The sequence below is a fragment of the Paraburkholderia sp. GAS41 genome (genome assembly GCF_050436545.1).
Classification (GTDB): Bacteria; Pseudomonadota; Gammaproteobacteria; order Burkholderiales; family Burkholderiaceae; genus Paraburkholderia.
Genome location: NZ_JBNDMK010000012.1, coordinates 46,173 through 58,253 on the forward strand (window position 1 = coordinate 46,173; position 12,081 = coordinate 58,253).

The 12,081-nt window shown below is 59.6% G+C and carries 12 protein-coding genes; 5 read left to right on the forward strand and 7 right to left on the reverse strand.

Annotated elements, in window-relative coordinates; all coding sequences use genetic code 11:
• Positions 1-50 precede the first annotated feature (50 nt).
• Positions 51-842: a phosphate/phosphite/phosphonate ABC transporter substrate-binding protein gene (locus tag P3T43_RS17850; protein WP_429282364.1), complete on the reverse strand. Its 792-nt coding sequence runs from the start codon at positions 840-842 to the stop codon at positions 51-53.
• Positions 843-992: 150 nt separating this feature from the next.
• Here P3T43_RS17850 and P3T43_RS17855 point away from each other — a divergent pair, with 150 nt between their 5' ends.
• Positions 993-1,955: an NADP-dependent oxidoreductase gene (locus tag P3T43_RS17855; protein WP_429282365.1), complete on the forward strand. Its 963-nt coding sequence runs from the start codon at positions 993-995 to the stop codon at positions 1,953-1,955.
• 107 nt (positions 1,956-2,062) lie between these two features.
• Here P3T43_RS17855 and P3T43_RS17860 read toward each other — a convergent pair whose 3' ends face one another.
• A complete protein-coding gene (locus P3T43_RS17860) occupies positions 2,063-3,130 on the reverse strand; it encodes an SGNH/GDSL hydrolase family protein (RefSeq protein ID WP_429282366.1) in 1,068 nt (355 codons plus the stop codon).
• Positions 3,131-3,254: 124 nt separating this feature from the next.
• Between P3T43_RS17860 and P3T43_RS17865 the strand changes: the two genes are divergently transcribed.
• Together P3T43_RS17865 and P3T43_RS17870 are read left to right on the forward strand one after the other, a co-directional pair.
• Positions 3,255-3,899 (forward strand): hypothetical protein, encoded by a 645-nt coding sequence (locus P3T43_RS17865; RefSeq protein WP_429282367.1) that lies wholly within the window; start codon positions 3,255-3,257, stop codon positions 3,897-3,899.
• Positions 3,900-4,061: 162 nt separating this feature from the next.
• Positions 4,062-4,319, forward strand: coding sequence for a hypothetical protein (locus tag P3T43_RS17870; RefSeq protein ID WP_429282368.1), 258 nt, complete (start codon positions 4,062-4,064; stop codon positions 4,317-4,319).
• A gap of 125 nt (positions 4,320-4,444) precedes the next feature.
• Here the strand turns inward: P3T43_RS17870 and P3T43_RS17875 are convergent, their stop codons facing one another.
• Together P3T43_RS17875 and P3T43_RS17880 are read right to left on the reverse strand one after the other, a co-directional pair.
• Positions 4,445-6,046, reverse strand: a complete 1,602-nt coding sequence (locus P3T43_RS17875; protein WP_429282369.1) for a GMC family oxidoreductase — start codon at positions 6,044-6,046, stop codon at positions 4,445-4,447.
• Between the two features lie 266 nt (positions 6,047-6,312).
• Positions 6,313-7,272 carry an HPP family protein gene (locus tag P3T43_RS17880; protein WP_429282370.1) on the reverse strand — a complete coding sequence of 320 codons (960 nt, stop codon included), beginning with the start codon at positions 7,270-7,272 and terminating at the stop codon, positions 6,313-6,315.
• 160 nt (positions 7,273-7,432) lie between these two features.
• On the opposite strand from P3T43_RS17880, the gene P3T43_RS17885 reads away from it, so the two are divergent.
• A complete protein-coding gene (locus tag P3T43_RS17885; RefSeq protein WP_429282371.1) occupies positions 7,433-8,305 on the forward strand; it encodes a LysR family transcriptional regulator in 873 nt (290 codons plus the stop codon).
• A 105-nt stretch (positions 8,306-8,410) separates the two neighbouring features.
• On the opposite strand, the gene P3T43_RS17890 is transcribed toward P3T43_RS17885, so the two are convergent.
• The 3 genes from P3T43_RS17890 to P3T43_RS17900 all read right to left on the reverse strand — a co-directional run bounded on the left by P3T43_RS17890 (position 8,411) and on the right by P3T43_RS17900 (position 10,843).
• Complete coding sequence (locus P3T43_RS17890) at positions 8,411-8,854, reverse strand: PH domain-containing protein (RefSeq protein ID WP_429282372.1); 444 nt, start codon at positions 8,852-8,854, stop codon at positions 8,411-8,413.
• A 522-nt stretch (positions 8,855-9,376) separates the two neighbouring features.
• Positions 9,377-10,171 carry a prohibitin family protein gene (locus tag P3T43_RS17895; protein WP_429282373.1) on the reverse strand — a complete coding sequence of 265 codons (795 nt, stop codon included), beginning with the start codon at positions 10,169-10,171 and terminating at the stop codon, positions 9,377-9,379.
• A 252-nt stretch (positions 10,172-10,423) separates the two neighbouring features.
• Complete coding sequence (locus tag P3T43_RS17900) at positions 10,424-10,843, reverse strand: YciI family protein (RefSeq protein WP_429282374.1); 420 nt, start codon at positions 10,841-10,843, stop codon at positions 10,424-10,426.
• Positions 10,844-11,089: 246 nt separating this feature from the next.
• Here P3T43_RS17900 and P3T43_RS17905 point away from each other — a divergent pair, with 246 nt between their 5' ends.
• Positions 11,090-12,004, forward strand: coding sequence for a UbiD family decarboxylase domain-containing protein (locus P3T43_RS17905; protein WP_429282375.1), 915 nt, complete (start codon positions 11,090-11,092; stop codon positions 12,002-12,004).
• Positions 12,005-12,081: the final 77 nt, after the last annotated feature.

The following is a 12,081-nucleotide window of genomic DNA, read 5'->3' on the forward strand; positions in this document are numbered from 1 at the left end:
CGCCTCGATCGAGCGGTTTGGAATGGCTGTTGCGGGCCGGCGGGTCCAGTTCAGGCGAGGCGCGGATAGCCCAGGGCTCGCGCCTCGTTTTCCAGTTTCGTGATGCGCGCGTAGTCGCTCAAAGGCAGGCTCGCGAAGCCTTTTAGGCGCAATCGCGCAGCACGTGCGGGTTGCGCTGCGGTGGCTTCGTTCAGCGCTAAACGCATTGCCTCGATCATGCCCTGCGGCACGGTGTTTGCAGCAATCAACGGCAAACCTGGCGACGCAGCGGTCCAACGGATCTCCCTCACCTGGTGGGCGAGTTCCGGCATTTCATCGCGCACGAACGCGAACGTCACGCAGTCGATTGCGGCAATGTCCGCGCGGTTTTCCGCCACGGCCAGCAGTGAGCTCAGGTGTGAGCCGGTGCGTATCACCTCGTCAAAAAATCTGCCGTCCTGAGCAATGGGTGCCACGGCGTGGCGGAACACGTTCATGCCGCTATTCGAATCGTCCTGATTGTAGGCAGCCCGTGCGCCGCGGCAGGCGTCGAGCGTGTCGAGGCGTGCGTTAGTGCGTGTGATGAGCGCGCTCGAATAGTCCGTTCCGCTGCAACCGGGGGCGTCGAACTTTGGGGTCGCAATCAACTGGACCTGCGCGTGCAGGCCGCTCATCAGCGGATAACCGCAGGTTTGCGAAACGAGAAGTTCAGGGCGTCGCCACAAGGCGTGCAGATCGTCGCCCGGTTCGACGATGCTGGCGCGCGGGGCGACTGCTTGCAGGACGTCGGCGAGCAGCGTGCGCCACTCGGCGGCGAGCGCGGGCGTGACGTTGTACATCGGGAAGGCGGCGATCCAGTTCATGGTTGCGATTCTGGCATAGCAATGCCTGTTCCTGTCAATCGGCTACGCACGAGGAACGCTGCTTGCGCAACCTCCTCAAGCATGGGGCGGAGTCGCGCCGTGCCGTCCCGCACTGAAGCTGCGGCCATGCGTTTGTTCAGGGAGGCAACAATGAGTCGCATGATGGCTTATCGGATTCATCGCTTTGGCAGCCTGGAGGAATTCCGACCGGAAACGGTCGACGTGCCGGATCCTGCCGATAACGAAGTGCTGGTCCGCGTGCAGACTGCGAGCGTCAACCCGGTTGATCTCAAGACGCTGGCCGGACATTATCCGCTGATAGGGGAAGACCAGCTGCCCTACACGCTAGGACGAGACTTTGCCGGTGTGGTGGAACGGGTAGGCGATGGCGTGACACGATGGAAGGCAGGGGATGCGGTGTTTGCCTTCGTAGGCCAGGGGCCTGGTGCGTACGCCGAGTATGTGCTGGTCGATGAACACGCATTAGCGCGCCCGCCCAGGAAAGTCGACCTGTTCACGGCAGGAGCCGTGCCCCTCGCCGCATTGACGGCATGGCAGGGGCTGTTCGATCACGGCGGGTTGAAAAGCCGGGATCGTGTGCTGATTCATGCAGGCGCGGGCGGAGTCGGCCATTTCGCAGTGCAGTTCGCCCGGTACAAAGGTGCGGAGGTGTTCGTGACCGCGTCGGGCGACGGCGTGGAATTCGTGCGCGAGTTGGGCGCCGACCACGTGATCGACTATTCCACCCAGCGGTTCGAAGAGCATGCCCGCGACATGGATCTGGTGTTCGACCTTGTCGGCGGAGAAACGCAAACACGTTCATGGGCCGTCGTCGCGCCCGGGGGCGCGTTGATCTCGACACTCAACGAACCCTCGCAAGAGGAGGCGTCAAAGCACGGCGTGCGCGCCGAACGCTATACGGCGCAGCCCGACGGCGCGCAGCTCGCGGTTATCGCGTCGCTGATTCAGGACGGCAAGATCATCGTCAAGGTGGCGGCAACGTATCCGTTCGATGCGACGCACGAGGCGCTGGCGAGGCAGAAGGAGGGACACGTGCGCGGCAAACTGGTGGTCGATGTTCGAGCGACGAATGGCACGTATCAGGCGGCGTGACGCGTGTCATGACGGCAGAACAGTGAGGGCGGTGCTTGCGTTCATGGCCATGCAACGCTACATCGTTGCATGGCTGACGTTCTGGACAACGAACGGCCGCGCCAAAGCTACTCGTGTAACCACGTGTCTACTTTGACCACCACGAAGTCTGCTATGAGCTTTTGCAGATGAGTCGCCGGGTGATAAGCGTCGGCGAACATGTAGACATTGTCGGCATCCGGCGACACATAGGTCGCGCGTGAGCAGAAGAGCGCGCTGGTGTCGTCAGCCTGGAACGCCGGGGGCAGGTTTGCCGGTGCGCACGCTACGTGGGTGCCGACGCTTCCGTCGAAGCGAAAACCCAGTTGACGATAGTTATTCGACACTTCATCAATGAACGTGAACGCGTCGATCCGCAGAATGGCGGGCGACGCGGGGAGGGCGTCATCCAGCGCGCTATTGAATACCTGCGCCATGCGCCGAAGCACGGTTGAGGAACCCGGCATTTGTTGATCGAGCAGGTTCGCGATGGGCGCCTTGCTGATGTCCGGAACGTTTTGCACAACGATATGTGTGGCGCCATGCTGCTGGACATGGTGCGCCAAAGCCGCAAATTGTTGCGCCGCCTGTTGCAGCGAAGGTAGCACCGCCTGCAGGGACGAGCCCGGATCGCCGCCATTCGCAACCATGCCCGCCCATGCACCGTAGGCATCCTGAACGTCATTGGCCCCGCCTTGCATCAATACCAGTTGCTGACTGGTGAAGCGTGTGTGCAACTGAAGATAGGCGGCTACCTGTGAGGTCAACGGGGTCTGCAGCTCGCCGGTGTCGCCGGTTGCATTACCGGGGTTCGGCGGAGCGGCGACGCGCGCACCGCCTTGGGCGTAGCCCAATCCTTCCGGATGTTGCACGGACCGTTGCCCGAAGCCGCCCGTCAACGCCGGCGTGAGGCCCGACCCATAATGTTGCGCGATAAGCTGTACGGAGATCGCGCCCGGATGGGTGGTGTAAGTACCGCCGCCGAATTGCCGGGCGTAGGCATAGGTGCCGACGTCCGAAAGACTGTCGCCGAACGAGACGACCTGCATGAGGCTGCGTGGCGGCCCGGCGGAGTCGGCCGACGCGTTCGATGAATGGGACAAACCGATGACGCTGCATGTCAGCGCAAGGAACACGAAACGACGGACTGTCTGCATGGGGCACTCCGGGGTGGTGTGGTGTACCGAAGAATAGCCGCATCGTACAATTGAGAGAAGGTGCGCTTGACGATGGCCATCAGGGCCGGGGCGCCAGTGAGACAACCGCATTGGAGAGGGACCCATGAAAAAAGGAAAGACGAAACTCACCCGCCATGATGCCGAACGTCTCTTCGAGGGACTTCCTGCCGGCAGTGCGAGGGTCGCGAGCCGCCCCGAGAATCCGTTCGAAGCGGGCGCGTTCGACGAGGTCGAACGCGTCGACGACGAGACCAAGCTCTGGAAAGACAACCTCATCACGCTTCCGGCAATGATTGAATTGCCGGCTGGATATGCATCAGTGTCCGGCATGCGCGAGGCGATGGTCCGGGCATGGCGCGTGAAGTGGGTGAGGGAGGGCGGAAACGAGGTGGTCACCGAATTTCCTGAAGGCTGGAAAGCCGTGCGCCCGGAAAACGGACCCATTGAGCTGCGGGATTCCTTTGGTGTGGTGCGCGCCCTGTACGGATGGGCCGAAGACGCCGAACTGCGGATTCTACCGCGGTACCTGGTTGAATCGCAGGCAAACAGTACGAGCGGCCTGAGCAGCCTGGTGGTCCGCGATCGCGAGAGCAGTCAGATTCTGGAGCGGTCCAGTACCTGGTCGGCTCAAACGGGCACGAACCATCCTGATTGGGCCAGGCTGTCGGCGTGGCTCAATTCCCGCTACCCGCATCATGGCGATCCGCTGCGCTACTGGAAGGATTGCGAAAGCAACGCTCAAAGCTGAGCGATGTCTGGAGGCACTGCCTGCTCTGGAGGTGTTGCTTTGTGCGGATATTGACAACAGTGAATTCGGCTGGCGGCCCTCGTCACTGAGCGAGCGCGGTTCTACACTGGGTACATCGGATGCGTACAAGACGGTACGCGGACACCTGTTGGAGAAAACGCCATGAAAGTTGCTCAATTGCTTGTCGCCGCTGCTCTCGCCATTCCCGCTGTGTCCTCCTTTGCCCAGTCGACGCCCATTTCAATGAACGACGACGTGAGTGCGCAAATCGCGCAAGAACAGCCCACGTACCACTACGCCGATTCCGCAGATCAGTCGCAAGCTGCGTTCAACGACGCCAGGCGGACGAGCGTGCCGCCACGCGTCGCCCAATTGAACATGGGGCGTTATTCGCTTTCCGTGACCCGTCCTTCCTTTTGATGCGTTCAGGCATCGTCAGGAGCAGGTTGTCCTGACCGAACTCGAGGATCGCGACGGCAAGCTTGCCTGCCGTCGCGCGATGCATTCGAGTGTGGGGAGCGGGAAGCTCGGCGCTAGACGCAACGTTATTGCTTCATCATAAACCTGGCTGCCTGCTCTCCAATGATGACGCAAGGCGCCATGGTGTTTCCAGTGGTCACGCGTGGCATGACGGATGCGTCGGCGACGCGAAGTCCTTCGATCCCGTGAACCTTCAGGTTGCCATCGACAACCGACATCGTGTCACGTCCCATTTTCGCCGTCCCGCATTGATGCCAGAAGGTCCCGAGTCCGTTGCGCAGGTACGTCTCAAGCGCGTCTGTGCTTTGTGAAATGGGCGCGACCTGTCTGCGTGTGAATGGCTTCAAGGCGTCGGAACGGCCGAGTTGCTGAGCCACCTGGATGCCGGAAACCAGCTTGTCGAGGTCATCGGGATCAGCCAGGTACCCCGCGTCGATCTTCAGAGGATCCGTCGCGCTGGGACCGGTCAATCGAATCGAGCCTCGGCTCTTTGGACGCATTCCGACCACTAGCGACCAACATGCAGCAGGGACATCCATCGATGCAGCATTTTCCGGCGTGATAAACGGGTGTTGGCTCGCGTAAGTGTAAAAGTCGGGGCTGTCCAGATTCTTGGCACTTTTCCAGAAAGCGACAGTTTCGCTTCTCGATCCGGCGAACGGGGACAACTCGGTCTTTTCGTAGAGAACGCCAAACGAAACGTGATCGTGAAGATTGCGACCGACGCCTGGCAGTGACTGGATGACGGGGATGCGGTGCTGATCCAGTTCCCGTTCGTCGCCGATTCCGGATTGCATGAGCAGCTTAGGCGTATGAATGGCGCCTAAAGACAGCACGATTTCCCGATCGGCGCGCACGGTGATGTCCTTCCCACCATAGGAGAACTCAATACCGCTTGCCCGTTGATTCGTAAAGAGGACGCGGTTGACCACGGCCCCCGTCAATACGGTCACATTGTTCCGGTCCAGAAGAGGGTACAGGTACGAACGGAAGATCGATTGCCGTCGGCTGTTTCGCACCGTTTCGTCGATGATTGAAGATCCGCCGTCTGATTCCATCATCAGCCCGTTAGGGTTCGGGAAGCGTTCGATTCCAATCGACTGCGCGCCCTGCAAAAACGCGGCGGCAAAGGCGTGCGGCGCAGACGACGGCTGGACGTGCACGGTTCCGTTCGTCCCTCTGTATCTGACGTCGGATGCACCCGTCCAGCTTTCCACCCGATCGCGGTAAAGGCCCAAAACCGATTCGTAGTTCCACGCCGCGTCACCGGTTTCCGCGGCATAGAAGTCCCAGTCCGCTCGATGGCCACGGGACCATGTCGATACGTTGATTGTCGAGCCGCCTCCCAGCGCCTTTCCCATCGAATAGCCGATGGCCCGGTTATTCAAGCGGGGATTGGCTTCCGCGGTGAAGCCCCAGTCCAGCTCGCTGCCAAGCGTCATCGGCCAGCGGTTCGGATCGTTGGTAATCTCCAGATCGTCTGTGCCGCCTGCTTCGAGCACCAGGATCTTCGCATCCGTGTTGGCGGCGAGCCGCGCTGCGACCACCGATCCTGCCGAACCCGCGCCACAGATGATGTAGTCGTAGCCGCGTTGCAGGGACGCGGACAACCGGTCCTGATTCGCTCGAACCTGATTGCTGAATTCACTTGTCGAAACATCACTCATGTGCCAAAGCCTTGTCGAAATAGGATGCATATACCGGCGGACCAAGGCGAGCCTTTCACCAGACGAATCGCCGCGCCGTATCGCTTGCTCAAAGAGATAACACTCAAGCGCGCCGGTTATTCCAGGGAAAAAAAAACTTTCTCAATGTGGCGCAACAGGCAACGATGTCGCCTTTCCCGCACGACCGAAGCGGGTGCTCAGTTGTACTGGTCAAATGATGCGGGTTCCTGGTCGGCCCCCGCACGGGGGGCAGCTGAGACCGCCCGTCATTGTGCGAACTCGCGGCCGGCTCCCGAGGATTTTTCGAAGAGCAGGAAACTGGCTGTCAAAAGCGTGCTGCCTATGCCGACTGCGAGCGGAAAATGCCAGTCGGGGCGCGTCATGACTTGCGGCAGGAGCCCGATGGCAAGCGCGGGAATGGCATGCAGACGAGTCATACGCAGCATGACGACGCCGAACAGCATGGCCATTACCGTGGAGATGATGCCTGGACCAAACGCCGCCAGCGTAGCGACGCCCGCGGCCGCCGCGAGCGTGCATACCGCGGGCAACAGCATGGGGCGCTTCGCCCAGGGGCAGACGTCGGCGTGCGCGAACATTTCAAAGACGATCACCACGAGCGGCGGGAAAAACACCATTCTCATGCCGGTCGCGATCGAAAGCAGGTACGCGGCACCGAGAAACACGACGAAGAACGGCACCCAGCGAAACTGTTCGGGCAACGATTCAATTTCATCATCCACCCGATCTGCGGCGCTCGGCGCGGCGTGTGCGGCCTGTTTGTCGAAGAACCTGCGGTAGATCGCGGCGAGGAGGGCAAGCGCGCCCGTGCCGAGCAGGATCGAAAGCGGATACGACCAGCTTTTCTCGTCAAGCGAGAGGGCGAGAACGCAGGCCGAGATGGCCGGCGCGATGGGCGAGCGCATGAGCTTCAGAATGACCATTGCTCCCACGATACAGATCGCAATGGACGCTGCGGAATACGGCAGATAGCGGGTCACGAGTACGCCCAGCACGGCGGTTACTGCAGGAGAGAGCGCGAGCATCCAGGGGGCACGTGCCCAGGTGCCGCGCGGACGCAGGAAGACGTCGTAGGACAGTGCGGCCAACTCGGGGAACAGAAGCAACGCCATGCCGGCCGCGGACGCGGCACCCGCGATCCCACCCATGAAGCACAGCGAGATGAGCACGGCCGACACAATGCGGCGAGATTCAGGAGTTTTCATGTAATGGACCTCTATATTGCGCTGAGCCAGGCCGGCAGGTTATGCAGGAAATACGCATTGGCGAGCGAAGCTTGTTAACCGAAATATTCCCTATGGTAGGTAAATCGGCTTCGTGCGAATATTCCCCATAACTGCACAGCGTCCTGGAGAAAATGCACCGATGTTCGATTGGGAAAATATGCGTCACTTCCTCACGCTCGCCCGCATCGGTACGTTTTCGGGGGCCGCGCGCAGCCTGAAGGTCGATCACGCGACGGTCAGCCGACGCTTGAGCGCGTTGGAGGATGAGATGAAGACCCGCCTGGTTGAGCGTCTTCCGCGCTCCTGCACGCTCACTCAGGCCGGCCAGCGGGTGTTCGAACTGGCGCAGGGAATGGAAGAAAGTGCCTACGCGATCGAGCGCTTCGTGGATGTCAGCCTTTCTCCGCTGAGCGGCAAGGTCTCATTGAGCGCTCCACCTGTTTTGGTGGCCAGTTTTCTGGTGAAGCATCTGGCGGACTTCCGGATTGCACATCCGGGCGTGCAGTTGTCGGTTTCGGGCGAGCCACGGCAAGTTTCGCTGAGTCGGCGCGAAGCGGACATCGCCCTGCGGCTGGTTCGGCCAAAGGAAGCGGCTACGGTGGTACGAAAGCTGGGGCGTATGTCGTTTGATCTTTACGCAAGCAAGGACTACCCGCATCTTCACCATCCGGCTGCGTGGGAATTCATCGCCTACGATGCCGGATTGGCCGACAGGCCGCAGCAGGCGTGGTTGAAGGACGTCGCAAGAGGGCGACCCGTTGCATGTGAAATCGGCGACATCACGGGTCACCTTGCAGCGGCTCAGGCAGGCGCCGGCGTGGCGGGCCTGCCGTGCTTCGTGGCAGACGCCAATCCGAATCTGCGACGCGTCGCGTACGATGGCGAGCGATTTTCGCGCGATATCTGGATGGCGGTGCATCGGGATCTGCGCCGCGTACCGCAAGTACGGGCAGTCATGAACTTTCTACTGGAAATCATCGCGGGAAATGCCGCGTTTACAACCAGCGATTAGAAAGCATTCCGAACTTTGAGCCGGCGCGGAGTTGTTCGGCTCTGGTCTATAGCGAGAGGGAAGGCGGTCAGCAAGCCCGATCATCTGCAAACCGATGCCGCCTGTTCAGACACGCTGCGCCTGGGCGTAACCCGGGGCGTTTGGATCGTACGTGTTGGCGGGGGCAAGCCGTTCCCGGTACATGGCAACGACTTCTGCGAGCGCCTTGCCGACCTGATCGGCGTTCCTGATGCCGGGCAAACGTCTCACGGGACGCGTGGCATCGTTAGTCGTCAGAATGATCGAGCCGGTGCCGAATGGACGCTGCCACCATGGGTGGATCGAGTTGACGCTCTGAATCCGTGAAATCTCGAGAACCGATACGCGGCGATGCAGAATGCCTTGCGTCCAGGTAATCCCCGTGGTGTCGATGACGATGCGAGTGAACGCGGTCTTGACGAACGGAAAGCCGGCCCCGATCAGGACCGCTCCCGCTTGTGCCAGCAGCAGGTGCCACTGAAGCGGAAAAGCATTCGATGTGCATACATGTATGGCGCCGATCATTGCCATAACAGCACTTCCCTTCAGAAGCGCCGGCAGGTTACAGGCCTGCGACGGAGCACCGCTGAAAATTAATTGATTGGCCATCGCACATGTCCCCTTTTTCTGACCCAAGGACCATTAATCCGTCGAAAAAGGCAGCGCTGCCTGATTCGGTTGCGCGTCAGCGAAAAGACTGGCGGAAGTCAATACAACGGATCTCGCGCCGAAAACGCAGGCCCGGCCGCCTGGTGGCACGCGTTTCGGACGTGGGGCGGCGGGGCGATGCATCGGCTGCTGAAATGAACGGGGTTGAGTCGAACGCCACTGTTTTGAAGTCATCGTAGCTCGATGTGGTGCCTACGGTGCGTCAGTATAGCCCCTACGACGAATGTCGTCCGAGACCTACACCCAGAGTGGCGGGCGGGGCAGGCAGGATGTGCGGGTGAGGCGGGCGGGTCGCGCCCGACTACCATGAGTTTTGGGCGCGCGGTGGGATGCACAGAACCCGCACATGCCATTCAGGCAGCAGCGGGCCTCGTTTTGTCAGGTCTATTTGCCAACGTTCAGGAATGGGAGTGGGGCGCCGCCGCCCATATAGGTTGGCAGTTGGCCATTCCATTTCTTGACCGCTTCGAGTGCGATGAACTTGTCGCCGCCTTGATTTTCTACCGCCGATGCCTGAATCGCGATGGCTTTGGCATTCCCTTCAGCCTCGACGACGCGCTGTTCGGTGGCGATTTTGGCGGTTTCGAGATTTTGTTCTGCAGTCAGGCGATTTTGCCCGGCAACTACCTTATTGCGAATTGCCTCGGCAAACCGGTCATCGAACTTGAAATTCTGGACGTTGATGTCGGAGACAATAATGTAATACTTCGACAGTTTCGCCTGAACCTTGGTGATAATCGCCTGCGATACTGCGGTGCGTTTGGTGACCAGCTCCTCGGCGGTATACTGGGACGTAACAGCCTTGAACGACTCGTAAAGCGCTGGCAGTATGAAACTCTGCTCAATAACGTCCGGCGCACCAAAGTGACTGTAGACGTAAGTGGCATGAGTTGGGTCGTATTCGTAGTTAAGGGAAATATCCTCGAATACTTCCTGAAGGTCGGAAGTTGCGCCTTCAGCTTTCGGTGCAAGCGCGGACTGGAATTTGACGTTGAAATCTTCGACACGCGCTATCGGGCCCACAAAATGGAGTCCTGGCGGAAGCGCGTCAGGGCTGACCTTGCCGAACAATTGCACCACGCCCACGGCTCCAGGCGGCACGCTGTGAAGTGGCCAGAATCTGGCCAATGCCAGCAGCACGACAAGCGCAGCGATACCGGCACCGATTGATTTTTTCATTTTCCCCCCAGGAGCATGACAAAACAGGTTTTGGTTTCTGGATGGTTCGGTATTCGTCTCGAACCTTGATTTTTTCCAGCTTTCTTTTCAAACCTTGTTATTTAACCCAAGCTTGTCGTACATGCAATATGTCTCAACAATTATCCACAATTGATGCATGGTATTGGCAATTTCGTTGAATCGTGTTGCGGCGCCTGATCGACAGCTTGTGACAGGCGCTCCCGCCATGGCGGCTCTTTCAACGACAGCGACTCAATGCCCAAGCTGCTGCCGTAAGCGCTTTTCCTGCTCCTGAAGCTCAGGCGTAAAAGCCTCGCCAAAATCCGCAGGCTCAAAGAGAGGCCGAATCTCGATCTCTGAATCACTCACCATCGGGTTCGGGCAGCGTTTTACCCACTCGATCGCTTCGTCCATTGATTGAACTTGCCAAAGCCAGTACCCGGCGATCAATTCTTTGGTTTCAGCAAATGGGCCATCGACGACGGTCCGCTCCTTCCCTGAAAACGTTACACGTGCGCCTGCCGACGTCGGTTTCAGTCCGTCGCCGCCTTGCATGATGCCGGCCTTCACCAGTTCCTCGTTAAATTGGCCCATCGCCGCGATGAGTTCCATGTCTGGCATTTGTCCCGCTTCGGATTCGGGCGTTGCCTTGATGATGACCATGACTCGCATGTTGGTTTTCCCTTTGAAAACGATAATGTTTGAAGGTAAAGGCGCCTTCAGTGACTACGACGAATGATCGTAGGAGAAATCGACACGCGCAAGACGGGTCTGCGCAACCCGTCTCCAATCGAATACTCTCAACCGGCGCCCGCCCATGCGCGCAGGGATGCTTCTTCACCCCGATCGCCCGGAGGCGTACCATCAATAGTCGATCAGCGACCGGCGGGGTGGCTCATGTCGAATTCGTCTCCGTGTTTGAACTTCCGCTCATTCATTGATGAGTTGCGCCGCCGGAATGATCTGGTCGAGATTGCGCAGCCAGTGGATGCGAATCCGGAGATCGGTGCCATCCCGCGAAAAGTCTACGAAGACCGGGCGCCCGCGCCACTCTTCCAGTCAATTCGGGGCGTGGAGCCGGGTTTTCGCGTACTAGGCGCGCCTGCCGGACTGAACAGGCAAAAAGGCGAAGAGTTCGGCCGCCTTGCGCTTCACTTCGGTTTGCCGAAATCGGCGCGACCGAAGGAGATTCTTGAACGCATTATTTCGGCGTCCGGTTCATCGCCAATTGCTCCGCAGATCGTCGACAGTGGCCCCTGCAAGGAAAACATCTGGCGCGGCAACGAAGTGGATCTGACGCGATTCCTGGTGCCTTTGCTTCATGCGGCGGACGGCGGACGCTATTTTGGCATCTATGGATTTCACGTCGTTCGAAGCCCGGACGGTAGCTGGGACAGCGGGTCGGTCGCCCGTTCGATGTTGCATGACAAGAACACACTCGTGGGCCCGGCGATGCCCCAGCAACACATTGGCATGATTCACGGGATGTGGAAGAGTCAGGGCACGCCGACGCCATGGGCGATGGTTCTTGGCGCGCCACCCGCGGCTCTGGCTGTGGCCGGCATGCCGTTACCCGAGCGCGTCAGCGAGGGCGGTTACGTCGGCGCAATGACCGGCGAAGCCGTCGAGGTCGTCAGGACCGAGACCAATGATCTGCTTGTTCCCGCAAACGCGGAAATTATTCTGGAAGGCACGATCAGTTTGTCCGAAAGAGCCATGGAAGGTCCAATAGGCGAATACCACGGGTATTCCTTTGCGGTCGGGCGCGAACAACCCCTTTTTCACGTGGAGGCGGTCACGTTCAGACATGATCCGATCTTGCTCCCAAAGTAAATTGTCTGTTCCCCGAACAGTTTCGTGGTGCGATGCGAGCACCTGTCGCGTCGTTCGGTACGTCCTATCCCGAGGAA